Below are 26,770 nucleotides of genomic sequence, written 5' to 3' on the forward strand. Positions count from 1 at the left end.
TATTGGGGAATTTTAGCAACTTTTTTGGTATTCTTCCAGCAAATCGATTAAATCTATCTGACATTTGCTGGGTAACAAATCCGCTAGAGAAACTTGCAGATGACCACCTCCGAGGGTGACTTTTATCTCACGCAGGATAGACATGACTGCATTCTCGCTTAAGCTGTCGTTTTCGAGTAAAGGGAAGACTTTTTCGGCAACGACGCTGTGTAAATGGGCCTCCCGGAGATAGAGATGCCATTTAGCCACGTCAATGTAGATATTGTCGCCGATTTGGGCCGCCAGATTTTCGATGTCCTGAGTTGTGTTAGCCATGGGATGTTACCGAGTAGTTAGCGATCGCCGCTATATAAATCAAATGTCCCACCAATAGGATAGCCCAAATTCCCGTGAACAGATTTAACCAAGTCCAATCGGAGAATTTAATGATATGAAAGAACCACAACCCTGAATTAATCGCTAAAAAACCCGCCACATGAACGGCGAAATTCATGCGATCATCTAAACGTCGGAAAGCGGGATCGTTTTTGCGGTCGGGTTGACGGGGCCAACGGGGAGGCATAAGCAGTGATCATTTATCAATTATCAGTTATCAGTGTACCGTTTTTTTTAGCTAAGTTAAGTTGCCAGAGTGCCTATCCTCACCAAGAAGTTAATTTTGTCCTATTACTTATCTACTGGTGGCGATTTCCACTTCGGGTAAGATTTCTAAAGATAAACGGGTTCTGACAGTGCCAGAAAGACGTTTAAGCAGTTGTGGGCGTAAATCGCGCAGAATATAAATTAATTCGTCTCCTGTGCGCCATTCTTCCCCTTCTGTTACTACCTGTAGGGAATTATCACGACGCAATAGTAGGGGCAGCAGTTCGCCATTTTCGATTAATTTAGTTAATCTGGTCTGTTGTTCGCTCAAATCATCGGCCTTAAAGATAGTTTTACCCAATTTAATCTGATTATCGTCTAAATACTGATTCCATTCCTTGACCGAAAAACTAGGCAGAAAAACCTGATTAACCTTATTTTTATCTGGGTTAGGGGTTCCCGCAAAGGCAGCCAACACCCGGGGGGGATGAAACTCCTCGCCGGCTCTTTGGGCTAAAACCAGATTAACCTCGCTATTATTAGTCAAAACTAGAAAAGTCCCCATGGATTCGATGCCAGCTTCTTGTAGTATTTTTGTATCAAGTGCGCTACTCTGCAGCACCGTCAAACCCTCTTCTTTTGCTTGCTGACAGGCTGCGGCATCCGTATCGATTAAAACCACGGTTTCCCCTTGTTCTTGGAATAAACAACCGATTAAGCGACCTAGGGGATTACAACCGACGATTACTGCCCCTGTTGCCGCAGAAGAAGTGATTTTTAGCCCTTTTGCCACCCAACGCGCCGTTAATCCCTGAATAAAAACGGTCATTAAAATTGTTAAAAAGACTAAAGCTTTGATCGCTTCACCGCCATTAATACCGGCACGGGTGAGTAAAATGGCAAATAAAGAAGCTACAGAGGCGGAAACGATTCCCCTAGGGGCAACCCAAGCGATAAATAGCTTATGTCGCCAATTTAGGTCACTTTTTAGGGTACACAGAGCCACACTCAGGGGACGTACCACCAACATCAAGACTAACACCGTCAGGACGCTGCCCCAACCCAACGCGATGACACTGGCGATCGAAAGATCCGCCGCTAGTAAAATAAACAGTACCGACACGCAAAGAGTGGTTAATTGACCTTTAAAACGCCTTAATAACCGCTCATCGGGAACGGCCGCCGCTTTTAGCACGATTCCCGCCATTACTACCGCCATTAACCCCGATTCACTGCGGCTAAATTGTGATAAACCAAATAATCCCCAGACTCCGGCTAAAACCACGAGATTCTTTAACTCAAAAGTCAGAAAATTGCAAGTTTTTATAATAAAACTTAACAATCCGCCTCCAGCAATGCCGATCGCCGCCCCGATGCCTAAACGCAGGGTTAAACCGGTGATGATTTCCATGGGGCGGGCATGACTATCAATAATCGTATTTAGCACCACTACGGCTAAAATTGCGCCCACAGGGTCGATTAATACCCCTTCTCCTTCCAAAAGCGTCGCCACCCGCCGATCTACGGCTACTTGCTTCAGCAAAGGCCCGATCACTGTCGGACCAGTTACCACCACTAAAGAAGCGTAAAGAAATGCGATCGGCCAGGGAAATTCCCCCAACCAGTGGGCCGCCATACCGCCACCAATGAGAGTGATGGAAGTACCGAGGGTGACAAGATTGCGTAAACTGCCAGAAACTCGCCCTAATTCCCGTCCGCTCAGGCTTAAACCGCCTTCAAATAGGATAATCGCCACAGAGAGAGCAACAAGGACTTCTAAGCCAATTCCCAGACTTTGTGGGTGTAGAATTTCCCAACCATCGGACCCTAAAGCAATCCCAAAAATGAGCAGGAAGACAATACTGGGAACTTTCAGGTATTCGGCAATGACTTGGGCTGTAATCCCCGCCACCACAGTGATGACAATTTGCAGGGTAAGGGCGAAAGATGGATCCATGTTTAGCGATCGGTTATCGGCTATCGAGGCGGGGTTATAGTTGGGGTTTAATCATTCTAATTATAGTTTTGATTCCCGCTCTGGCCCGGTCGGGAGGAAATAAGCATATTCCAGAAAACGGGTTTCTCAAAGAAACCCGTTTTCTAAGCTGGTTTTGGTGGGTAAAATGTATTCTAAGATGCAGTCTTGCGGGCGAGTGAGTGGAACGAACCACTCCAGACACAAAGGACACAAAGATCGCTACTATATAAGTTAAACTTATCACACAAAGAATAAGAGAGACAACTGATTTCAATTAAGAAGCGTTTTATCGGTCTAACTAGCTGGTTATAATTAAATTGAAGATAGATACCCCCTTAATCCTAGGGCTGATTCATTCTCCGAATCTAATTCTTTTTTTTGCTACCTTTAATCGCTTATGAGGTAAGCTAGGGAGCAGGGGAGTACAGGTTTTTGCTCTCATAGTAGGTTGATTCATGAATCAACCTACAAAGCGCGATGTTTTGAAAAATTTTCAGATATTTATTCCGAGAAATCGACTAAAAACGTTGCCAGATAAAAATTTGAGAGAATGACATTTGAGAGAATGAAACGACCCTAAGCTTAATCCCCCCTTAATAAGGGGAGCAGCGATTAAGTTATCTATAAGGGCGTGAACTGTGGGCAAATTTTCAGGTAAACTATCTTCATTTGTTTGCTCATCTAGAGATTTTTATCACAAAGATATCGCTGTTTGAATATCTGCTAGAGATTGGGCAACCATATATTTTAATATATCAGTTATTTTGTCCGATCGCTGTTCACTGGTAACATTTTTTGCATCGACTTGATTTAATTTACTCAGATTAAGATAAAAACTCCAGCAAATCCTATCACCAGCTTTTCAGCTAGGGCTTGTTTTTCATAAAGATTTAAGCTTATCTCCCTCCGATTGCCATTAAATTTTAACTGGAAGCAATTACCCCAGATTGTTGAAACCATTGGCTAATTCCGGCGGCTAAAACCTGCGCTAATTGTTTTTGTGCCTGAGTATCGGTAATCCATTCAAATTCTTGAGGATTACTCATAAATCCTAACTCTAATAACAATGAAGGACTACTATAGGGACGAGTTAAAGCCAAATTATTCCAAAATACTCCATAGGAAGGACGGTTAAGATTTTTGGTTAAATAATCGTGGAGAAAAACCGATAGATCCGCTGCCTGGGGATGATACCAAAATATGCCAATTCCTTGGGTATTTAAGGCATCTCCATCATCGGGTAAAGCATTATAGTGAACCGATAGTGCTAGGGTTGGTTGTAGATTATTAATCATCTCTACCCGTGCCGGTAGGGATAGTTCGATGTCCGTTTCTCTGGTTAAATAAACTGTTGCCCCCAATTTTTCTAACTCCCGTTTAATTAATTTAGACATAAGCAAATTAATCTCTTTTTCCGTGTAACCCGTTGGACCGACAGCACCGGTTTCTTTACCTCCATGTCCTGGATCTAATAAAATAACTTTGCCCTGTAAATTAGCTCTGTTTTCCGGGGGATGACGCAGGGTTAAGATTAAATTTGTCCCCTGGTAACGAAGACTATAACCCCACTGTTGTTTTTGGTTAAGATTAAAAGTGTATTCTATCGTATTCGGGTTGATTTGTCGCCAATCTAAACGTCTTACTAAAGGATTATCCACCAGAAAAATTGTATCGGTTTGGGCAATGGTATTATAAAGAGTCAAAATAAATTTATCATCCTCTTGTCTCACGGCGATGGGTACAGGATGGGAGAGGGGGAAAATAATTTCCGTTGCTTGATTGATACTTCGAGAAGAGAGACCGCGAATATTAGCATTATCTAAGACCTCATTAACTATTAAACGGGTTTCTCGCTCTAAAATCCAACCACCATAATCTAACCGTAACCAATCCCCTTCTTTCCCAGTGACTCTCGCTTTTGTGCCTTGGGGTAAAGGAGTTAAACGGGAATAATTACTACCCGGCCCCGTGCGAGCTACCCCTTGGACCGCTATAATTTCAATCACTGGTAAATTTTGATCGCTAATAATGTTAATTTCTCCTTGACCTTGTTGACTAATCGAGCGATTATTTAATTGTGCTGTAAAAATAGGTTTTCCTAAGTTAGCCTCTTGCTTAAACTGCTGACAACCTCGATAGTAACCAGTTTTATCCTCGGAATTCGCTTGATTAAGATTAGTTAAAACTGCGGCATTACTAGGCAGTTTTGTAGTTTGAGTTTGGGGTAAAAGAGGTAAGATTTTATCTCCTAACTGCACAGAAACCTGAGCTTGGGGAGTGGCAATCGCACTAAAACAAATCCATTCCCCCACTAACCTCGTCCTATGGACAGAAGGACTGAGAGAGTTATCAGCAAAAGCTAATTCTTGGGGAATAACGGACTGAGTATCTAGACGAATTATTTGACGATTAATAGTTTGGTTTTGATAGCGAATAGTGAAATTATTTTCGCCAACTTGTAGGGGAAAACTAGGGGCAAAATATCCTTTAGCACTGCGTTGAATCGGTTGATTATTAAGCAAAACTTGACCCGATGGAGGAGCAGAACCAATAAAAAAGATTTTCGAGGCCGTGGTTTGATGATTATCGGGGGGATAAACAATCATTAATGAGGTAGATTTAGCGCTGATGCTGTCATAAAAACCGATTAATAGCACTAAAACTAAACCAATTAAGATATTTTGCCCAAAAGTTCTCACTTTTAACCAGAATGGCCCCATATTATCCCCCTCTTAGCTGACAAATATTATCCTAGGACAAATTCTAGAGGTTTGTTGTTCGTCTTCTCAGTTGTACTGTATTTAAACTGATCAGGAAATTCAGTACAAATGCTCTGACTTCTTCTCCCCTCTCCCTGTTTTTGACCCTCATCCCTTATGATCAATATAGATTAACTTTTGTAAAGGAATCGGAGTTATGGCTTTAACCGTTGGAACAATCGCACCGAACTTTACCACCACCGACGATACTGGAAAAACCGTTTCCCTGTCGGATTTTCAAGGTAAAGTCGTAGTTTTATACTTCTATCCCAAAGATGACACCCCCGGCTGCACCAAGCAAGCGCAAAGCTTCCGGGATAACTACGAACAATACCAAGACAAGGAAATAGTAGTCTTCGGGGTGAGCAGGGATGACCAGGGTTCCCATGCACAATTTAAAGAAAAATACAGTTTACCCTTCCAATTGCTCGTAGATACCGATGGTGCTATCACCAAAGCTTATGATGTCGATGGTGGTGGCTATTCTAAGCGCGTCACCTATATCATCGATGCGGAAGGCAAAATTAGCTATATGGATGACAAAGTGAATACCGCTAGTCACGCATCGGATATTCTCTGTGTGGTCGGTTAATTTTTCCTAAAATCTTTTCTGGGTGTGTTAGGGGAACCTAATACACCCGATATTTATCTCCCCTTTCCGCAGTTGGTGGTGAGTCTTTCGTCTAAAAAGGGTTGACAAGCTCAGGTGAGGACGGTGGAGCGTCAGGGTTATTTGTTGGGAGTTTGTGGTCATGCGTCATCTTTTTAATTATATTCCTCGGTTTTAACCGGCTAAACAGTAGGTTGTCTGAAATACCCTGTTAATATTATAATTTTTTTATCTCAGTCAATGAATCGGCCATCAGACGCTTATGAGTTTAATTCAAGAAGGAATAAAAAAAGGCTTAATTAAGTTAGATGATGAGGAGAAATATATTACCTATATTAATCAAAATAAAAAGCGCAATTATAGCAATCCTGAAGAACAGGTACAGGCTGAGACTTTTTTAAAGTTAGTTTTGACCTATGGTTATGCTCAAAAGCGGATTCGGTTATTTGTTCCCGTAGTAATGGGATCATCGACCAAAGAAGCGGATATTATTGTTTATAATGATGATGGGCATAAATCCCCTCATATCGTTGTTGAATGTAAAAAACAAGAGGTTTCAGAATTAGAATTTACTCAGGCAGTAGAGCAGGGTTTTAGTTATGCGGTGGCGGAAGGAGCGAAATATGTTTGGATAACTTCCGGTATTAAAGATGAATATTATCAAGTACCAACAGAAAAGCCAAAGGAAAGAATTACTATCACTGATATTCCACAATCGGGAGTGGAAACATTAGCGCGTTTTAAATATGCTAAAGGTGGTGGTATTTCTAATGGACAAAAGTTATTTGAGTTAACAGTAGTTACAGAGGATGAGTTAACCCGTCGTTTTAAGCAGGCTCATCAATCGTTATGGGGAGGGGGAGAGTTGAATCCCTCGGAAGCTTTTGACGAGTTAGATAAGCTAATTTTTTGTAAAATTTGGGATGAAAAGAAAGCTCGCAAGGTAGGGGAACCCTACGATTTTCAGATCTTTAGTGTTGCTCCTAAAGCTAATGAAAAAGAGGAGGAAAGAAAGCAACGGGAAAATAAGCAATTAAGTGAGCGCATTAAGGCTTTATATGAAGAAGGTCGTCGAGCAGATGCAGAAGTTTTTAAGGATGATATTCGCTTAAGTCCAGAGAAGTTGCGGACGGTGGTGGGTTATTTGGAAAGTATTAATTTAGGCGAAACAGACTTAGATAGTAAGGGTCGCGCTTTTGAGACGTTTATGGGGTCATTTTTTCGCGGAGATTTTGGGCAGTATTTTACACCTCGACCAATTGTTAAGTTTATTGTGGATGTGCTACCCATCAAGCACAATTCTTTAGTTTTAGACACATCTTGTGGAAGCGGTGGTTTTCTGCTTCATGCGTTAGAGAAGGTTCGTAGGGAAGCTGATGAATACTATCCCAATTATCAAACGGATCCGAAAGAATATAACAAACATTATCAGCATTGGCATAATTTTGCTCAGAGTAATTTGTTTGGCATTGAAATTAATGAACAGATTGCTCGGGTTGCCAAAATGAATATGATTATCCATGATGATGGTCATACCAATGTAATTGCGGCGGATGGTTTACGCGATAGCGAAGATTTAATTAAACGGACAGAAAATAAAGGCTTTACATATAATCGCTTTGATTTTGTTATTACTAATCCGCCTTTTGGTTCGGTTATTAAACAAACGGAACAGGCTTATATATCCCAATATAGCTTTGCGATGAAGGCGGTAGATTGGTTAAATCCTAAAAGTAGGACAACGGAGCGGGACAGCCAAAGTACAGAAGTTTTATTTCTTGAGCAATGTCATCGTTTTTTAAAGGAAGGTGGCTATTTAGCGATGGTGGTTCCTGATGGTATTTTGACTAATTCAAGTTTGCAGTATGTCAGGGAGGGAATCGAGGAAAAATATCGCATTGTGGCGGTGGTTTCGATGCCTCAGACGGCTTTTTCTGCAACGGGAGCGGGGGTTAAAAGTTCGGTTTTATTTTTGAAAAAGCATTCGCAAGCAGTAACGGAAAGTATTCAACAGGCTAAACTGGCTTTACAGGATCAAATTAAGCAAGGCAATGATTATTTAAAGTTATTGGATAAGATTGAAAATAATAAGAAGCGGCATTTAAAGGAGTTACGAGGTTTTGATAATGCTCAAAATTTGTCCGGTAAAGCGTTGACGGATTCGGAGCTTTATAAGGAGTGGAAAAAGTCGGTCACGGCGGAATATAATGACCAAATTGAGGCTTTAAAGGAGTCTTTGAGTGATCAGTATGCGGAGGAAAAGCAAAAGGTAATCGAAGATTATCCGATTTTTATGGCAATTGCCGAAGATATTGGTTATGATGCAACGGGTAAACCGACTAATAATAATGAGTTAGATTTTATTGGTCGGGAGCTTGCGCGGTTTATTGAGTCGATAGAGTCAGCAAAAGATAGTTTTTTTTTAAGTCTTGATGTGGATAAAGATAAAATTTTTCTGGTTAATTTACAAGGATTAGAAGGAAGACTCGATCCACATTTTTACGAGCCAAAATTTATAGAGAATGAAATAAAATTACAAAAAATAGGTTGTACTAAATTAGCTCATCAAAGTTTATCTATATTTTCTGGAATTACTCCGAAAAGTGGAGGTGATGCTTATTGTGAAATGAATGTAGGGATACCTTTTATAAGAAGTGGTGACTTTTTAGAAAATGGTAATATTAATTTTTCCGAATTACTATATATAAAGCCAGATATTCATAATGGCATTATGAAAGGTTCACAACTTAAAAAAAATGATCTCTTGATCGCTATTGTTGGGGCTACGATAGGAAAAGTAGGAATCTATCAAGATGCAAGAGATTCTAATATTAATCAGGCGATTGCGGCTGTTAGATTAAAACAAAATCTCAAGCCAGAATTTGTCAGAGCTTTTTTGCTTACACCAATCGGTCAAAAAGTAATTGATCGAATCAAAAGACCAGTTGCAAGAGCAAATTTAAATCTTGAGGAAGTAGGTTCTTTTCTCATACCTAATTTTTCTATTTCTAAACAAAATAAAATTATCTTAGCAATGGAGAATGCTTATGCGGCTAAAAAACAAAAAGAATTAGAGGCACAGCAATTACTTGAAAGTATTGATGATTATCTGTTAGGCGAGTTGGGGATTGAGTTACCCGAACCCGAAGAAAACACTATTCAAAACCGAGTTTTTATCCGTAATTTAAGCGAGGTATCAGGCGATAGGTTTGATTCTTACTACTATAAAAATATTTTTGAACTCTTAAAACAATCAGTTTTAAATGGAAAATACCCTATCAATAGATTAAGAGATTTATCTTCTGATATTCAGAATGGTGTAGAAATAAGAAATTATTCTAATAGAGGTTTTCGTTATTTAAGAGTTACAGATTTAGGAAAATATGATATTAACAATAACTCTCCTCGATATGTTGATGTCACTGAAATTCCATCTAGGATAATTTTAAATGAAAGATGTCTTTTAGTTTCTCGTTCAGGTTCATTAGGCTTGATTAGTAGAGTAGAGCCAGAAATACAAAATGCAATTTTAAGTTCTCATATTTTTAAAGTTGAGCTTGATATAAACATTATTGTTCCAGAATATGCTGAAGCATTTCTCCGTAGTAAAGTCGGTCAATTGGAGATTTTTAGGGAAAATAATGGAGGTGTTATTCCAGAAATCAATCAAATAGCTTTAGGAAAAATACTTATTCCATTCCCTCCTCTTGAAAAACAAATCGAAATTAGTGAGCATATCACGGCAATTCGTAATCAAGCCAAACAACTCCAACAACAAGCCAAAGACGACCTAGAAAAAGCTAAACAGGAAGTCGAAGCCATGATTTTAGGTGATGACTAAAAGCCTAATTTATCGGCTCTTCTAGGTTCTGTGTGATCAGTTTAACTTACAATATGATCGATCTTTGTGTCCTCTGTGTCTTTGTGGTTCCTTCCACTCCCTCGCCAACAGGACTGTATCTTAGAATCCATTTTACCCACCAAACCTAAGAGAGCCATATTTTTAATACAATCGACCGCGCCAACTTTGGGGACGGGTAAAAGCAGAGATAAAAATGCGGATAACTGCCAGCGGATCTGCGAGGGGAGATAGCCAAAATAATCCCGAAGATAGATTGACTTTTTCGCCCCGATAGTAACTAGGAGAGACAGCCAATAAAAGGGCAAAACGAATCAATAACAGCAGCAGGTTTAAAGTCAAAACAATTTGTAAACTCAGGAAATTGTAGCCAAAAATCAAAGCTGTGAGCAGTAAAGGAGTGATAATTATCGGTAATCCCTGAGTAAGAGCTAATAAAGCTAAATCGCCCCATAATTGCCCCTGATAGGAGGCATCTTTGAGGTCAAGGGATCTGCCCCATTCGCGCCAAGTTTCCTTAAGTCCTTCGTACATCCGCACGCGAATCAACTTCGCCCCATCGAGAAATCCCACCCGATAGCCTTTCGTTGCCGCTAGACGGGCCAGGGTGACATCATCGCAAAAAGAACCTTTTGCCCCGCTATAACCGTCTAAAGCCGCTAAAACTGACCGGCGGCAGAGAAAACATTGACCATTGGCCATGACTCGTTCGGGATCTTGCCCGCGCACTCCGGCCGCATCAAAGCGATAGAGCAAAGTCATCAATAAAGCCGGCTGTAACCACCATTCTCCCGGATAGGAGAGGATAAATTGCGGCGACAGGGAAACTAAATCATAACCTTCTGCGATCGCAGCTTTAACTAAACTGGCGACTAAATTTGCTTGGGGTTGGGTATCGGCATCAATGCCCAAAATCCAGTCACTTTCAGGAGAACTAAACAAAAAACCATTATGTAACGCCCAGGGACGACCTACCCAATCGGGAGGCAAAGCATAATCGGTTTTCAAGCGAAAGCGGGGGTCTTTTGCCGCCATCTCCTTGACTTTTTCCCGCGTACCATCTTGGGAATTGCTATCGACAATCAGAATTTCTCGCACTTCGTAACTCTGTTGACTCAATCCCCGTAAACAACCGTCAATCCTGGCCACTTCGTTTAACGTCGGCACAATCACGCTTACTGTCCCTAACATTTCTGGGGTGGCAGGTTGGGGAGTCAGGGGAGGACGACGACGCGCCCCTTTTAGCAGACGGGAAAGAAGGATAAAAAATGCAACAGCCTGAGACAGCAGTAGCCCCAGGCAGAATGCACCGAGAATTATCTCAGTTAACAACTTATTTGGCTCCTCTCACCGAAACAACGGGGATTTTTAGGGTTGTTACTTCGCTGGTTGCCACTGTTTGCCCGGAAGCAACAGTCTTGGCGCGATTATAGAGGAGTATTAAAGGCAGAATACCGGTGAGTAATCCTAGGAAAATCGGCGGATAAATACCAGCACCCATACTCATGACCGTAGCAAAGCCAAAATTACCCAAATACATCACAAAAGGTAGGGTTAAATCTTGACTTGGCAGTTTCACCGGTTGCACTTGCCAGATTAAAGTGGCTACCGTCATAAAAACACAGCCTGTACCGAACCAACCGGCAAAATTTTCATAGGGCATCCCAAAGAAGGCCCCCGGTTGTTCCCAAATCCAGAAGGGCATGGTAGTTTGACTCATGGCCGGATCTAGGACAAAATCCCAGGAAGTTAATAATACCGCCCCGATAGCGATCGCTCCTAGATTTTGTAGCCATTGGGGTATAGCAAGAGTGGATAAACCAACGCGAGCGATGATATAGGCACTAAAACCGAGATAAAACCAAGATAGGGGGATGGTAAAGGGTACTAAACCCGCAATTTTGTAACCTAAGCCCGAAAGATAACGATAATGACCGAAAGGAAAGCCGGTACTGGTTCCTAATAGTTCGCTACAAAGGGATAAACTGATAGCGGGAACCATGAATCCTAACCAGTGCCACACTCCTAGAGTCCGATAGGCATAAACAGCCACCGCTGCCATTCCTAACACCATATACACCACACCCCCCCCGGCCATTGACCAAGCAAAGGCGGTTTTGCCAAAATCCGGTAAATTGGCCACAAATTCGGGATGAGGCAAGACTAGCAACAATCCCGCTAGTCCAAAAGCCATCGATACAATATGACCGATGAGCAGAGCTTTTTCGATCGCAATTAGTCGTCTCATTAAATCTCTAGCACTGCGAAAGGATAATCATTTTCAAGTTTACAAATCTTTATTAAAGAATTATTACGCAGATCGGTCACTTTCGGCAAAAAAGTTTTAGGGGGGTTAGGGAGTTTCCTGTAGTGGTGGTTTAGGAGTCCCTAGGCAGTCCCGATGAAAAAATTTTCACCCCCACAGATGAAAGAGGTTTCCTTCCCCACACCCTACACCCCACACCCTCTTTCAAGTCAGGAGAATCAAGAACGAATAATAATCAATCAAATTGTCTATTTAGAGATTTTATGCTATTTTATAGTTAGTTTTTTCAGTTTTTCGACCCCCAAAAATTAATTATGCAAGGCGCAATGACTAAAAATACCTGAAAATAGATGTTAACAATCATGCTTTTAGCCTAAAAAAAGGGCATTCTAAGGTTAAGTCCTCTCGATCACCCTGGAATTGCAGCGGTTCTTAAAAAAAACTCTCTCCACCAGACTCACTATAATTAAAACGGTAGCCTAGTTATGTCGGCAGAATCTAGACATCGGCGCCTACTTGCCAATCGATACCAACTGGTCGAGTTGATCGGTAGCGGTGCCATGGGACAAGTATATCGAGCGGAAGATAAACTCTTAGGTGGCGTAACCGTCGCCGTGAAATTCCTCTCGCAAACTCTCCTCAACAAAAAAATGCGCGAGCGTTTCGAGCGAGAGGCAACTATTTCGGCACTTTTAGGCGAAAAAAGTATTCATATTGTTAAAGTTCGTGATTATGGTGTAGATGAAAAGGAAGTCCCCTTCTACGTCATGGAATTTTTGCAGGGGGAAAGCATAGGAGAAATCATCAAATATCACCCGCTGCCCCTCCCGCGCTTTTTCAATCTCACCCGTCAGATTTGTTTCGGCATCGAATGCGCCCATAAGGGTATTATCTTCCAAGGCGAGATGTGTCCGATTATTCACCGGGACATCAAACCTAGTAATATTATCGTGATTCAGGACTCAGGATTAGGGGAATTGGTGAAAATTCTCGATTTTGGCATCGCTAAACTCATCCAATCGGGAGAATCCCAAACCCAATCGTTTATGGGAACCTTAGCCTATTGTTCCCCAGAACAGATGGAAGGTAAAGAACTCGATCATCGTTCCGATATCTACAGTTTCGGCATCGTGATGTACGAGATGATCACGGGAGAAACACCCCTTTTTCCCGATAATTCCTCCTTTGGCGGTTGGTATGAGGTTCACCACTACGCTGAACCCCGTGCCTTTAATCCTAGCTTGCAATTACCGCCAGAATTAGAACAGTTAATCCTGCGCTGTTTAGCCAAAGCACCCAGCGATCGACCGCAAAGTGTTACAGATATACTACAACTTCTCGAACGACTCGAACCCCTAGTCAAAAATAATCAACCCAATAAATTGAATCGTATCGGTGAAATAGTCCAAAAAATCGACGATTACACCACCAAAACTAAAACCCTTGATGATTTAGATCGAACCAGTGTTGCTGTCCCTAGTACCAAGGATATCTGTCTCAAGTCCAGTTGGCCCGAGGATAAACCGCGCCAAAAAATCGTCTTCCCACGCTGTATCAAGGCTGCTGACGGCGTTTTTGCCAGTTTATGGGTAATGTTGGATCGAGAAGATATCCCCGTTCGGGTTGCTAGTGTCCGTTATAATCAATTCCTCTTTTTACCCACACCCCACCCGATGATTCTCTGGATTACTGTCCTCTATCATCGTCAACAGGGGCCCCGCTGGTTGCCCTGTTATTTGGACTTAAAAACCCCCCAGGGTCAAAAAATGACCAAAACCCTCGGCGAAACCGGTCAATACTGGATTTTATTTTTCTCCCTCGAAGGCGGCCATATCTGTGAAAATGTGATCACCGCTAATATTCCTCCCAATCAATGCCAAATTTTGCAGCAATGGGTGAGAGATAGTCAATTAGCCCCAGTGGGCAGCCCGCAAATTAGCAAGCGGACGTTAAAACGGAAACTTGATGAACTTAAACCCAAAATTTTGGCCAAATTAGCCTCAGAATTAGCCCAAGACACATAAATTTAACTTTCTAAAAAATCAAATCGGGGGGGTATTAACTAACCCCCTTTTTATCTATACTACTCACCCAGATTACAGAGGTCGATAGACACGGTAATCAATATTGGGGAAAATATTATCGATTTCCTCGACTTTTTGCAACCAACCGGAGTCAATCTTCTCCGATTTCACATCTTCATAGATTTTATTTAACCGCAGCAGGTGGGAACGAGTGCGCCGGACAGCATAGGGAACCATTGTACCGGTTCGCATAATAAAGGCCCAGTCAGAAGATTGCGCTAATAATAACTCCCGGGCCGCCTGATTTAAAGCCCGTTCCTGCAATTCATCCTCCGCTTCGTGATGACTTAATTCAATCATCCGTTCCGTGCCTTTGTGTAGGTGAGGATAGATCCAAGCGTTAGTTTCATTCAGCCAGTATTCATGGAAACCCTTATAACCCCAACTGGATTGGGAAGGACGACAGACCTGCTGAGTCGGGTTAGCCCGGAGATAATCGGCTAAATGGGTCATTTGGTAGATATTTTGGTCATACCAGGACTTGCGGAACAGAAAATCGATAAACCAGGGTCCCTCATACCACCAGTGACCGAATAACTCGGCATCGTAGGGGGAAACAACCAGGGGAGGACGGCCCATAATTCCCGCTAAACTCTCCACTTGCCGCTCGCGATTATACATAAAATTGCCCGCGTGTTCGGCGGCTTTTTCTTTGGCCCAGTAAGGGTCATAAAGCCCTTTTTCCGATAAACCACCGTCCCGGCTAGTAATTTTATGGTATTTGATGCCTATATTCTTGCGTTGACCGTTGGGCATGATATAGGGCTTAATATATTCGTATTCCGCTTCCCAGCCCAAATCTTTATAGAATTCCCGATAAACTATATCCCCCGGATAACCGACCTGGGAAGACCAGACCTGTTGGGAAGATTCGTGGTCACGACCGAAAGCAGCCACCCCGGTTTCCGTGAAAATGGGCGCGTAACTGCCGTAACGGGGGCGAGGACGACCGTAGAGAATACCGTGGCCATCGACGAGGAAGTAACGAATGCCCGCATCGGCTAACATTCTTTCTACCCCTTCGTAGTAGGCACATTCTGGCAACCAAATGCCCTTGGGACGACGACCGAAATTTTCCTCGTAGTGTTGACAGGCCACCTCAATTTGCGCCCAGACCGCTTGTGGGTACATTTTCATCAGGGGCATATAACCGTGAGTCGCACCACAGGTGATAATTTCTAGGTTATTACTGTCGAGGAATTGTTTAAATGCTTTGACCAGATCTCGATCGTATTTTTCCCAAGTTTGTCGGATACTTTGGAAGGATTCAGCGTAATATTCGGCTAAGTAGCGAATATGTCCATTATGTTGATTATGGTCGATTTCTTTAGCAATTAATTCTTCTAACTTACCTAAGTGTTCTTCATAACGCTCTTGCAGTAACGGATCCCGCAGCATTGACACCAAAGGCGGAGTCATGCTCATGGTCATTTTAAAATCGATACCGTCCCGCTTGAGACCTTCAAAAACTTGCAGCAGAGGGATGTAGGTTTCTGTGATTGCCTCGTATAACCATTCTTCTTCGAGGACGTAATCGCTTTCGGGATGGCGGACGAAGGGGAGATGAGCGTGGAGAACTAGGGCAACATAGCCAAAAGCCATAGGATTTCTTCTTAGAATTAAGGAATAAAACTTTAAGATTAGGTTGAGTAGATTTTATACTATCTTAAGCTTCTACAATAAAGAATATGATAAAAGTCGATCGATGATCGATCGATCTCGTCAATCCCTAGGTTTACTAATTTTCCGATGCTCCCATCTAACGAGCCACTGACTGCTTTAGGGAGAGAGACGACAACGCCTCTCTCGATTCAACTTTTGCTCTTTGTTGATGACCGTCCTAGTTCTCAAGAAATTATCCGTCAAATTCAGGCCTATCTCCAGTCTTTAAGGTCTGATTACCCGATTGACCTACAGATCATCGAAATTCGCCAGGAACCTCATTTAGTCGAACATTTTCGCCTTGTAGCTACCCCTGCCTTGGTCAAAATCGCCCCTGGTCCCCGTCATACCCTCGCGGGCAGTAATCTGGTGGAACAGTTTAAAAAATGGTTGGTACGTTGGCAAAAAGCGATTAAAGAGGAGGTCAAAAATAATCACGCTGAGGATGCACAACTTCAAGAGGTGGAACATTCGGGCGAACTCATCCGCATCGCCGATGAGGTTTTTCGTCTCAAACAGGAAAAGGAAGAATTATTAGAACAGTTGAAATTTAAAGACCAAATTTTGGCTATGTTAGCCCACGATTTACGCAGTCCTCTCACCGCCGCTTCCATCGCTGTGGAAACCCTCGAATTAGCCTATCATCAACCAGATACGGAGCGCAGTCTGCAATTACGAGAACAACTGCACCAACAGGCCCGCAAACAGTTCCGGATTATGAACCGTTTGATTACGGATATTCTGCAAGCTTCTAAGAGCATGGCGGCGCAATTCACTCTCCAACAGAGTAAATTTTATCTGCAATCCCTCTGTCAGGAAATTTTGTCTCAATTGACCGATACTTTTCAGGAAAAGACTTTAACTCTCCAAAGCGATATCCCCCAAGATTTGCCCCCCGTCTATGCTGATGAGGAGTTAATCCGACAGGTGATTATTAATCTCTTGGAGAATGGGATCAAGTATACCCCCGCCGGCGGCGCAATTACCCTTTCTGTTCTCCATCGTACTACTCAAAAAGTACAAGTGAGCATCAGTGATACCGGTCCCGGCATTCCCGAAGAAAAACAAGAGCATATTTTTGAGGGTCATGTGCGTCTCAAACGGGATGAGGGTAAAGAAGGTTATGGCATCGGTTTATCGGTCTGTCGTAAGATTATTCGCGCCCACTACGGTCAAATTTGGGTGGATAGTGTCCCTGACCACGGCAGTAGTTTTCACTTCACCCTGCCAGTTTATCGCTAAAATGCTCCCCTAACCAATGATCAATGTCCCCTAAAACTAAGTCCTGGATTTCCCAGGGGAACAAATGGGCCGTATCTGGGTAACATTTCCACTGAGACAGTTTTAGTTTTTCGGCTGTTTCTTGGCTAGAAGCACTGGTAATATGGCGATCATTTGCCCCCGCCAGAACTAAGCAGGGAATCGTGATTTTGTCAAGAGATTTTAAACAATTGTAACCTTTTTTTAAAGCCCGATTTAAAGCGCGATCAGCAGCTGGAGAAGTGCCTAAGTAGGCAGGAACAGCATCTTGAGCGAGATATTGATAGGCAATCGCTTGATGTTGTGAAAAAAGGTACTGAAACAGGGAACGACGGGCAAAAGTATCAATATTCCAACGCCATCCCGGTTTGATCTGATTGAGAATTGCCGCTATCCCCGTCAAAACTAAATCTGTGGTGGTGATGGGAGGATGACTACTCCAAGGCCGTCCGGCCGAGGCCACTAGAATTAAACCGGCAAAGCGATCGGGATACCGCAATACTAATTCCAGTGCGATTATACCACCCAAAGACCACCCGAGAATTAAACATTGCTGGATTTTTTGGCGATCGAGCAGCTCGATTAAATCCTCTAGATGTTCTTCTAGCTGAAAATCCAGGCGATAACGACTTTTACCGTAGCCGCGCAGATCCGGGGCCAGGGTTTGCCAGCGTTGGCAAAAATGATCGGTAAATACAGACATACTGGCTGCCGAACCGGGATGACCGTGCAGACAGAGGATCGGATAGCCATTACCTTTGATGTTAACGTTTAGAGCGATCGACATTGAGCAGTTATCAGTTATCAGTTATCAGTTATCAGATTTGAGTTTTAAGTGAGCAGTATTAAATAGGGTCTGCTGAATAAATCTAAAAACCTTGTTGGGTAAGACTTTTAGACTTTTTGTCAATCAAAAAGTACCGGACTGGGAGCGATCAGGGGGAAAGAAAAACTTTTTGCCGCAAACCCTAAATAGCAGTTTCCTGCTGTCTTTTCACTGTTTACTGTTTACTGATCACTGATTATTGACTAGGATATATGAGCGATCGAGTCTCTGGTAAGTCATACTAGAGAATAGGAGAGAGTTGGTCTAGAGGTTGCGGAATCATTTTATCAATGATTCCGAGGAAAGTCCGAACTCCCGAAAGACCACACTTGCTGGATAACGTCCAGTGCGCGTGAGCGTGAGGATAGTGCCACAGAAAAATACCGCCTCCTTTTTTTAGTGTTGCCAAAGGCACGGCGTAGCCGTCCAGTAAACAGTGATCAGTAAACAGTAACGAAAGTAAATTCACTGATAACTAATAACTTTTCACTGATAACTTTCCACTGATAACTGATAACTGATAACTGATAACTGATTGGGGGTAAGGGTGCAAAGGTGCGGTAAGAGCGCACCAGCAGTATCGAGAGGTACTGGCTCGGTAAACCCCGGTGGGGAGCAAGGTGGAGGGACAAAGGTTGGTCTTTTTCCTGTCCCGTTCTTAGGAACCGCTTGAGATAATTGGTAACAATTATCCCAGATAGATAACCTCTATTCCAACAAAGGTAAAAGCGATTTTACTGCCGTTGGGAAATACAGAATTCGGCTTATGTCTGACTCTCTCCTTTATCAGTTATCAGTTATCAGTTATCAGTTATCAGTTTACTGATCATTGAAAAAAAGCTCCCCAATTCATAATTCATAATTCATAATTTATAATTCCCGCTCCCATGTCCTTAAGTGATCCGCGTCGCCAAAAACAATTAAAAACCCTAGTGGAAAAGCTGGGTTTATCGGCTGATGTCCCCGTCAGGTGGGATTTATTAGATTTAGCTCTAACTCATCCCAGTGTTTCGCGTGATAAGAATTATGAACAATTGGAATTTGTAGGCGATTCTGTGGTAAGACTCGTAGCGGCGGAGGTATTGTTAGAAACCTATCCAGAGGAGCTAGTGGGAGAATTTGCCGCCCTGCGATCGATGATGGTTAGCGATCGCACTCTGGCGGAATTTGCGGATCGCTACGGTTTCGAGCGTTATTTGTTGGTATCAAGTAGTACGAGTATCGATCAAGCGGGGCGAATTTCCCGACTAGCAGACGCTTTTGAGGCGGTCTTGGGAGCATTATATCTTAGTACACAGACAATGATTTTAGTGCGTTCTTGGCTAGATGAACCACTAAGGGAAAAAGCGGCCGAAATTCGTCGAGATCCGGCCCGACAGAATTATAAGGATGCCTTGCAGGAGTGGACACAAGCAACATACAAAAAACTGCCGCAATATTTAGTAAAAGAAATCAATGGTTTAGATCAAGAACGTTTTTGTGCGGAAGTGTGGTTAAATGAGCAGAAATTAGGAGTGGGAACAGGCAGAAGCAAAAAAGCGGCGGAACAGGCAGCGGCGAAATCGGCTTTTCTAGAAGTGGTTAAAGGCTAAATAAAGGAATTTTTGCCTAACGGACGAATTGCCAGAGGCGAATTTTAAAATCATAATTACCACTAGCCAAATACTGCCCATCGGGACTAAAAGCTAGGGATTCCACCCAGTCGGAATTATTATCAAACCAGGCCAACTGTTTACCCGTCGTCACATCCCATAAACGCACACCGTCATTACTGGCACTAGCGAGAATTTGTCCGTTAGGATGGAGTGCCAGGGAGCGAATTCGGGCCGTATGACCAATGAGAGTAAATAATAACTGATTATTGCTCGTATCCCAGATTTTAATCGAGCGGTCTAAACTACCCGTAATTAAATTTTTACCGTCGGGAGTGTATAAAAGCTTGCTCACCGCTTGGGGATGGGCGGCAAATTTCGACAAAAATTTGCCCTCGCGGATGTCCCAAAAATTTACCTCACCGTTTTCATGACCACTGGCAAGGGTGACACCATCGGATTTCACCCCTAGGGAATAAACAAAATTACCCACCCAATTTAAACGATAGAGGGGACGGCGGGGGGGTTGCACTGTCCAGAGGCGAATTCCTTCCAAACCACCACTAATTAACGTTTTACCATCGGGAGTAACGGTAAGGGCGAGGACAGTATTACCGTGTTCGAGGGCAATTCCTAAATACTTCCCTTCCACCAGATTCCAAAAATTAATGGAACCATCTAAACCGCTACTAACTAATAATCTTTCGTTGGGACTAATGGCTAAAGCTTTGACGCTGGTCCTTTGGGCGCGAGTTTGGGAAACTTTTTCCCCTGTTTTTACTGACCAAATTCTCAGGAGAGGATCGCTATCACTACCACCAGAGAGAACCAATTGGTTATCGGGGCTGAAAATCACAGCATTAGGGGTGGATTGTTGCCCTTCTAGGGTTTTAGCGAGGGTAAGTCTGCCTAAACCTTCTACTAGGATAGTTTCTGGGGTTTTTTCGCCACTTGCAGCTGCGGGTTTAGGGGGTGCAATGGGACTTTGGGCCTGACTAAGCTGATGTTCTCCGATTGTCAGCGTGGTTAAGACAGTGACCACAATTGCCCCGACAAGTTTCTCCCCACCTATAAATCGGAATTTCATAAATTTAGTTGAATATTAACGGTGCTATAGATTCTAGCCTTTGAGGGGATTGACTGCCAAGCAAGGTCAGATTTTTGAGCTAAGAAGGTCGATTTTTTTCGTTTTTCAGGGTTGGTAAAGCCACTTGACCTGATTGGGGCGGTAAATAATATCTTGCTGCTTCTTCTTTGTTGATTGCCTTGCTTTTTTGGCTCTGTTGCCATCGGGACAAAACAGCGATCGCCATAATCGTTGCCCCTAAAGATAGCAGTGTCCATCTTTGTCCTAGAACCCCGATGATGACATCTACTGCCGCTGCGGTAAAGATAAAGCTGGTTATTGGTTCTTGACGGTAAGCTTTCTTGAGAAAACGCGGCCAGAGGAGATTACTCATTTTATCTATTATTTCTACGGTTTCGATAATTCCAGCTTATCCTATCACCCTGAAAAATGTTGTCGATCGGGTGATGGGGGATTTTCAGTAATCAGTAATCAGTAATCAGTAAGAAAAATAGTATTAGGGATTCTAGTGCTGAACTGGAAATAATTACCACTAGAGGAGCCGATCCTTTAACAAATACAAAGAGACGATACCCCCTCAAAACCAGTTGATAGGATTATGGTAGTAACCGAAATCAACTTTTAAGAATCTAGAATGGGCTTTATTGTCTATTATCATCCAAATAACGGACAAAAAGCTTGTTATATGCACTTTTTCTCGGTATTATCATGGCCTATCCTCTCTACGTCGCTTTTATTTGGCATCAACATCAACCCCTCTACAAATCCTCTCAAACTAGCAGTGACGCTTCGGGACAATATCGTTTACCCTGGGTGCGACTGCATGGGGTGAAAGATTATCTCGATTTAATCCTAATTCTAGAACGTTTTCCCAAATTACACCAAACTGTTAATCTTGTCCCCTCTTTAATCCTGCAATTAGAGGATTACGTCAACGGACTAGCTATAGACCCCTATCTTGCCCTCACCGTCACCCCAGAAGCGCAGTTAACCCTGGCACAAAAACACTTTATCCTCGAACACTTTTTCGATGCTAACCATCGTACCCTGATCGATCCGCACCCCCGTTACGCCCAATTATACGCACAGCGTCAAGAAAACGGTCATAGTTGGTGTATTAGCCATTGGAATCTGCAAGATTATAGCGATCTCTTGGCTTGGCATAACCTCGCTTGGATCGATCCTATCTTTCACAGTGACCCGGAAATCGCAGCCTGGTTAGAACAGGGAAAAAATTTCAATTTAAGCGATCGCCAGCGAATTATCTCCAAACAGCGTCAAATTCTGCGTCGTATCTTGCCACAACACCGGTTAATGCAGGAAACCGGACAACTAGAAATCATTACCAGTCCCTACACCCATCCGATTTTACCCCTGCTGGCCAACTCGGAAGCCGGCCGGGTAGCAGTGCCGAATATGACCCTTCCTCGGCAATATTTCCGCTATCCTGAAGATATTTCGCGCCATCTCCAGAAAGCTTGGCAAATCTATATCGATCGCTTTGATAAACATCCTCGAGGACTTTGGCCCTCGGAACAATCCGTTAGTCCTGCGATTCTCCCCGCTGTCGCTAAACAGGGTTTTCAGTGGTTATGTTCCGATGAGGGGGTGTTAGGTTGGTCCCTGGGACATTACTTTCATCGCGACGAAAAAGGCAATATTAGCGAACCAGAATTGCTTTATCGTCCCTACCGTCTGGAAACTAGCAACGGCAATTTATCGATGGTTTTCCGCGATCATCGTCTCTCGGATCTGATCGGATTTAGCTATAGTGGCATGAAAGCAACCGAGGCCGCTACAGACTTAGTTAAACACCTAGAAGCGATCGCCGAACAACTGAAAACCAACGCAGAAACAACGACCCTAGAAAAACCCTGGTTAGTTACCATTGCGCTAGATGGCGAAAACTGTTGGGAAAACTATCATCAAGACGGTTTACCCTTCCTAGAGAACCTTTATCAACTTTTAAGCGACCACCAAGCGATCGAATTAGTCACCGTCTCGGAATATCTCGATCGCTTTCCGGCTAATGCAAAAATCCCCAGCCATCAACTTCATAGCGGCTCTTGGATCGATGCCAATTTTACCACTTGGATCGGCGATCCCGCTAAAAATAAAGCTTGGGAATATCTAATTTTAGCCCGTCAAACCCTCGCTAATCACCCGGAAGCGACGGAAGATAATAACCCCGACGCGTGGGAAGCATTGTATGCAGCGGAGGGTTCCGATTGGTTTTGGTGGTTTGGTTATGGCCATTCTTCCAATCATGACGCAATTTTTGATCAACTTTTCCGCGAACACCTGATCACTCTTTATCAAGCTTTAAATGAGCCAATTCCCTCCTATTTGCTCGAACCGGTGGAAGAACACGGTGATAAACAAAGTAATCGTCCGATGGCTTTCATTCACCCCATTATCGACGGTTTTGGGGACGAACAGGATTGGGATAAAGCCGGACGGATCGAAATTGGCGGCGCCAGTGGTACAATGCACCGGACTTCCTTAGTGCAAAGACTCTTTTTCGGTTGGGATCACCTCAATTTTTATCTGCGTTTCGATTGGAAACCGGGGGCAAACTTAGGAGAAGAAATTCCCGCAGAAGTACATTTATATTGGTATTATGACGAAGTCCATCGTCTGCAAAGTCCAATTCCCCTAACAGATATTCCCCCTCGATCGCCCCTCGATTACGGTTATCATCATCATCTAGGAGTTAATTTAATCACGGAATTTACTTGGTTAGAAGTCGCTCAAGAGTATTTTACTTGGCAACGAGTTCCTAGTAGTGCCAAGGCTTCTTTTAATCAATGTTTGGAAATTGCTGTCCCCTGGGAAGGATTACACATTGAACCCGATGCTCGTCTCCATTTAATCGCAGTTTTAGCCAATCAAGGTCAATACTATGATTTCCTCCCCGTTGAAGAATTAATCTTCCTGCAAAGACCTTAAATCAGTGATCAGTTATCAGTGATCAGTTATCAGTAATCAGTTATCAGCTAGAATCATTTATTAGTAAGTGATCAGTAATAGAAAGATATGTTTTAGCTTTAACTAATCAGATAGATGGCTCTCTTAGGTTTGGTGGCTAAAATGTATTCTAAGATACAGTCTTGGGGCAGTGAGTGGAACGAACCACAGAGACACAAAGGACACAAAGATCGATCACTAATATATAAGTTAAACTTATCACACAAAGAATAAGAGAGCCTCAATTTTTCCATTAATGCCCAATTTGCTCAAGAAGCGCAGGAGAAATTAAACGCTATCCTTGGGGAAATGGATGCGGATCACTGACAAATTCACCACATCTGTGCAGCGGTAAATTAGCTAGATATTCCCATGATCTAGCTTTTTCAGGGCGCTGAGAGCATGGAGACGGACGATCGCCTCCCCATCGGCTGCTAAAGTCAGCAAAATACTTTTATTGTCCCGATCTAATTCTCCTAAAGCGATCGCTAGAGACTGTTTAACTGCCGTATGAGCGAGGATCGCGGGATGGGAGTGATAAAAATTACCGAGAATTTCCCCTGCTTGTCGGCGTAATTTCTGGGAGGTTTGCCGGCCGAGAATAGCGATAATTTCCCGACAAATCAAGACATTTTCGCTATATAAAGCCTTTTCTAGGTAATTTAAAGCTTCCTCATCCTCGATCCAGCCCAAGGCTCGCACTACAGTTAATTTTAAACTATCGGGAGTTAAGGAAGATTGCAGCAGTGGATTTAAAGCTTTAGCTGAGGTTGCTGTGCCGATACGACCGAGAGCGATCGCCGTTTCCTGACAGATATCGAGGTGGATATCGAATAAGAGCGGTTGCAGATGGTTAACTAAATCTGCTTGGGGATAATTTGGCCCCAGGTAACTACTAGCTTTAATTGCTTCCCGTCGCACATCGATGGCCGGATCCTGTAAAGCATCGAAGATAATCGCAGTAATCTGGGGATGGTGAAAACTGCTTAAAGCTTCGATCACCATGGCTCGAATGATGCTAGATTGATCCTTAACTACGGTTAACAGAGGTTCGATAATTTCTGGCCGGCGAATTTGTGATAAAGCTTGTACGGCTAAAAAACGCCTGTTCGAGTCGGACAGTAATTGTCCTAAACTAGAGATGGCAGAACTGCCGATATTGGCTAAAGCGGCCGCAGCCATTTGGCTGAGTTCCTCCTCCTCCGATCTTTGCAATAATTGACTGAGAGCGAGAATACAGGCTCGATCGTCAAATTGACTGAGAATTCTCGCCAGAAACCAGCGCATTTCCCCATCTTGTTCCTCGGATTCTAACAGGGCAATTAAAGGAGCGATCGCTGATTTGCCGATTTTGGGAAATAGTTTCGCTATCTCCCATCGCTGTTGAAAATCGCATTTTTGTAAGGCTTCTAGGGCTAAATCGAGGATTTCATCGTTAATAATCGGTTCAATCGCATCTTTTTGGTTTAAAAGTCGCTGTATGCTGGCGTTTACTGTCTCCCAGTCCTTTTTATTCAACGCTATCTGAGCTTTTTCTAGCAGAGCTTGCATCGTGAGAAATGGCCTCGATTTTCGTGCTACCTATCTCAAGAATGTCAGACTTTCTCGCTTTTGTCCTCTCTCATAATGCAAGAAACCGATAATAAATCTCCAAATTGTGCATCAGACATCAGTAGAGGGGGCATCAGCGATCGCACAGTAGGGACGACTATAACAAAGGGGTGTTTCCAGGTCGTGTTGTTCCAAAAATTCCCGATTACTTAAAATCTTAGCGGTTTCTCCCGCTGCTACCACCTGACCACGACTTAACACCACCGTGCGATCGCATAGTTCTAAAGCCAGATCGAGATCATGGGTGGCGATCACCTGGGTTTGGGGTAAAGTGGCCAACAGTTGTATTAATTGCCGACGGGACCGGGGATCCAGTTGGGCGCTAGGTTCATCAAAAACTAATACCTGCGGCAACATGGCTAAAACCCCCGCAATAGCCACGCGTTTTTTTTCACCCCCCGATAGATTCTGACTGTTTCTCTTGCCGTAATGCTGGGAATCCAATCCCACCGCGTGTAAAGCATGATGACAGCGATGGTTTAAATCCTCTCCCCGAATACCCTGATTCATCGGTCCAAAAGTCACATCTTCCCAGACAGTGGGCATAAATAGCTGATCGTCGGGGTTTTGGAAGACTAAACCGACAAAATTGCGGATATTTTCTAAATTCTCCGGTTTAACTTGGTACGGACCGATGGTGATTCTACCGGTTTGCGGCGGGAGAATACCGTTAAAATGCAGTAATAAGGTGGATTTTCCCGATCCATTGGCCCCTACCAAAGCCACCTTTTCCGTAGCTTCAATGGCTAAATTAATACCCTTTAACGCTTCTGTACCGTCAGGATAGGTATAAACTAGGTTTTCAATAAAAATCGGGTTGTGGTGCATGAAAAACGAGACTTTTACCTGAGTAGATGTACCATTTGACCCCAGAGGATCAGAATTACTATGCCAATTATAGCTAGATAATCGTTCAGCTTGTTTTGGGGAACCTGTACAGAAGGCAAGGAACCGGTGTAACCCCTCGATAACATGGCTTGATAAATGCGATCGCCACGTTCGTAGGTACGGATAAATAAAGCGCCGATTATATGTCCCACTAGCAACCGTTGCCATCGGGGACTACTCATTAAATTGCGCGCAATTGCTGCCCTTCGCATGGAATTAAATTCAGCGATCAAAACAGCTAGATAACGGTACATAGAAGCCAAAATTGCCACCAATAAAGGGGGAGTTTTCAGGGTAACTAATGCTTGCAACAGGTCGGGAATTGCTGTCGTTAAAACCAGAATATTGACCGTACAAAGACAGAGAAAAGCTTTTAGGGCGACACTGCCTAAAACTAGCAATCCCTCGCTAGTTATCCGCAAAAATCCCCAAGACCAAAGAATTTCCCCGCCATCGCGAAAAAGGGTTCCTAATAAAACCACACCGATAAAGACAAATTCGATCGCTACTCTTTGTAAAAGTATGGGAATAGTCACCCGACTGATCAGAATTAAAATAATTAATCCTAATCCGTAAATCGCCCAAGTTTCCCAGCTACCATTCGGCGTTAAGGCTGTGGCAAAAACTAACAAAAGAGTGGTTAAAACCCGGGTATGGGGCGCGAGTTTCTGCCAAAAACCAAAATTTTGGCGCTCATTTTCGCGAGAAAAAGTGGCAATGTGTAGCATTTATTCAGTGA

The 26,770-nt window shown here is 43.2% G+C and carries 19 protein-coding genes and 1 other RNA gene; 7 read left to right on the forward strand and 13 right to left on the reverse strand.

Annotated features, from left to right (window positions below; genetic code table 11):
• Positions 1 to 12: 12 nt before the first annotated feature.
• From myaer_RS06850 to myaer_RS06870, 4 genes are all read right to left on the reverse strand, one after another.
• Positions 13 to 315: a DUF3181 family protein gene (locus myaer_RS06850; protein ID WP_046661531.1), complete on the reverse strand. Its 303-nt coding sequence runs from the start codon at positions 313 to 315 to the stop codon at positions 13 to 15.
• Positions 308 to 562 carry a hypothetical protein gene (locus myaer_RS06855; RefSeq protein WP_002761850.1) on the reverse strand — a complete coding sequence of 85 codons (255 nt, stop codon included), beginning with the start codon at positions 560 to 562 and terminating at the stop codon, positions 308 to 310. Before myaer_RS06855 ends, myaer_RS06850 begins: the two co-directional genes overlap by 8 nt.
• Before the next feature lie 108 nt (positions 563 to 670).
• On the reverse strand, positions 671 to 2,539 hold the full coding sequence (locus tag myaer_RS06860) for a cation:proton antiporter (protein ID WP_046661532.1): 1,869 nt from the start codon (positions 2,537 to 2,539) through the stop codon (positions 671 to 673).
• A 944-nt stretch (positions 2,540 to 3,483) separates the two neighbouring features.
• A complete protein-coding gene (locus myaer_RS06870) occupies positions 3,484 to 5,280 on the reverse strand; it encodes an N-acetylmuramoyl-L-alanine amidase (RefSeq protein ID WP_046661533.1) in 1,797 nt (598 codons plus the stop codon).
• A 196-nt stretch (positions 5,281 to 5,476) separates the two neighbouring features.
• Here myaer_RS06870 and myaer_RS06875 point away from each other — a divergent pair, with 196 nt between their 5' ends.
• Together myaer_RS06875 and myaer_RS06880 are read left to right on the forward strand one after the other, a co-directional pair.
• Positions 5,477 to 5,911, forward strand: a complete 435-nt coding sequence (locus myaer_RS06875; RefSeq protein WP_002736091.1) for a peroxiredoxin — start codon at positions 5,477 to 5,479, stop codon at positions 5,909 to 5,911.
• Positions 5,912 to 6,191: 280 nt separating this feature from the next.
• Positions 6,192 to 9,770 carry an N-6 DNA methylase gene (locus tag myaer_RS06880; RefSeq protein ID WP_046661534.1) on the forward strand — a complete coding sequence of 1,193 codons (3,579 nt, stop codon included), beginning with the start codon at positions 6,192 to 6,194 and terminating at the stop codon, positions 9,768 to 9,770.
• Between the two features lie 162 nt (positions 9,771 to 9,932).
• On the opposite strand, the gene cruG is transcribed toward myaer_RS06880, so the two are convergent.
• Positions 9,933 to 11,120: a 2'-O-glycosyltransferase CruG gene (gene cruG, locus myaer_RS06885; protein ID WP_046661535.1), complete on the reverse strand. Its 1,188-nt coding sequence runs from the start codon at positions 11,118 to 11,120 to the stop codon at positions 9,933 to 9,935.
• 1 nt (position 11,121) lies between these two features.
• Positions 11,122 to 12,036, reverse strand: a complete 915-nt coding sequence (gene cruF, locus myaer_RS06890) for a gamma-carotene 1'-hydroxylase CruF (protein WP_046661536.1) — start codon at positions 12,034 to 12,036, stop codon at positions 11,122 to 11,124.
• Positions 12,037 to 12,539: 503 nt separating this feature from the next.
• Here cruF and myaer_RS06895 point away from each other — a divergent pair.
• Positions 12,540 to 14,078: a serine/threonine-protein kinase gene (locus myaer_RS06895; RefSeq protein WP_046661537.1), complete on the forward strand. Its 1,539-nt coding sequence runs from the start codon at positions 12,540 to 12,542 to the stop codon at positions 14,076 to 14,078.
• Positions 14,079 to 14,150: 72 nt separating this feature from the next.
• Here myaer_RS06895 and myaer_RS06900 read toward each other — a convergent pair whose 3' ends face one another.
• Complete coding sequence (locus tag myaer_RS06900; RefSeq protein ID WP_002801847.1) at positions 14,151 to 15,740, reverse strand: glycoside hydrolase family 57 protein; 1,590 nt, start codon at positions 15,738 to 15,740, stop codon at positions 14,151 to 14,153.
• A 147-nt stretch (positions 15,741 to 15,887) separates the two neighbouring features.
• Here myaer_RS06900 and myaer_RS06905 point away from each other — a divergent pair, with 147 nt between their 5' ends.
• Positions 15,888 to 17,042 carry a histidine kinase gene (locus myaer_RS06905; RefSeq protein WP_046661538.1) on the forward strand — a complete coding sequence of 385 codons (1,155 nt, stop codon included), beginning with the start codon at positions 15,888 to 15,890 and terminating at the stop codon, positions 17,040 to 17,042.
• Here the strand turns inward: myaer_RS06905 and myaer_RS06910 are convergent.
• Entirely contained in the window at positions 17,020 to 17,847 is an 828-nt protein-coding gene (locus myaer_RS06910; RefSeq protein ID WP_046661539.1) for an alpha/beta fold hydrolase, read from the reverse strand. The genes myaer_RS06905 and myaer_RS06910 overlap by 23 nt on opposite strands.
• Before the next feature lie 294 nt (positions 17,848 to 18,141).
• On the opposite strand from myaer_RS06910, the gene rnpB reads away from it, so the two are divergent.
• An RNA gene (gene rnpB / locus myaer_RS06915) (RNase P RNA component class A) lies at positions 18,142 to 18,668 on the forward strand.
• A gap of 105 nt (positions 18,669 to 18,773) precedes the next feature.
• Positions 18,774 to 19,478 (forward strand): ribonuclease III, encoded by a 705-nt coding sequence (gene rnc / locus myaer_RS06920; protein WP_046661540.1) that lies wholly within the window; start codon positions 18,774 to 18,776, stop codon positions 19,476 to 19,478.
• Positions 19,479 to 19,494: 16 nt separating this feature from the next.
• Here the strand turns inward: rnc and myaer_RS06925 are convergent, their stop codons facing one another.
• Both myaer_RS06925 and myaer_RS06930 read right to left on the reverse strand, forming a co-directional pair.
• Positions 19,495 to 20,565: a WD40 repeat domain-containing protein gene (locus myaer_RS06925; protein WP_046661541.1), complete on the reverse strand. Its 1,071-nt coding sequence runs from the start codon at positions 20,563 to 20,565 to the stop codon at positions 19,495 to 19,497.
• Positions 20,566 to 20,644: 79 nt separating this feature from the next.
• Complete coding sequence (locus tag myaer_RS06930; protein WP_046661542.1) at positions 20,645 to 20,938, reverse strand: hypothetical protein; 294 nt, start codon at positions 20,936 to 20,938, stop codon at positions 20,645 to 20,647.
• A 335-nt stretch (positions 20,939 to 21,273) separates the two neighbouring features.
• Between myaer_RS06930 and myaer_RS06935 the strand changes: the two genes are divergently transcribed.
• Positions 21,274 to 23,514, forward strand: a complete 2,241-nt coding sequence (locus myaer_RS06935; RefSeq protein ID WP_046661543.1) for a glycoside hydrolase — start codon at positions 21,274 to 21,276, stop codon at positions 23,512 to 23,514.
• A 378-nt stretch (positions 23,515 to 23,892) separates the two neighbouring features.
• Here the strand turns inward: myaer_RS06935 and myaer_RS06940 are convergent, their stop codons facing one another.
• From myaer_RS06940 to cbiQ, 3 genes are all read right to left on the reverse strand, one after another.
• A complete protein-coding gene (locus myaer_RS06940; RefSeq protein ID WP_046661544.1) occupies positions 23,893 to 25,083 on the reverse strand; it encodes a HEAT repeat domain-containing protein in 1,191 nt (396 codons plus the stop codon).
• Between the two features lie 111 nt (positions 25,084 to 25,194).
• On the reverse strand, positions 25,195 to 25,971 hold the full coding sequence (locus tag myaer_RS06945; RefSeq protein WP_046661545.1) for an energy-coupling factor ABC transporter ATP-binding protein: 777 nt from the start codon (positions 25,969 to 25,971) through the stop codon (positions 25,195 to 25,197).
• Between the two features lie 14 nt (positions 25,972 to 25,985).
• Complete coding sequence (gene cbiQ, locus myaer_RS06950) at positions 25,986 to 26,759, reverse strand: cobalt ECF transporter T component CbiQ (protein ID WP_046661546.1); 774 nt, start codon at positions 26,757 to 26,759, stop codon at positions 25,986 to 25,988.
• Between the last annotated feature and the right edge of the window lie 11 nt (positions 26,760 to 26,770).

The organism is Microcystis aeruginosa NIES-2549, from assembly GCF_000981785.2.
Classification (GTDB): Bacteria; Cyanobacteriota; Cyanobacteriia; order Cyanobacteriales; family Microcystaceae; genus Microcystis; species Microcystis aeruginosa_C.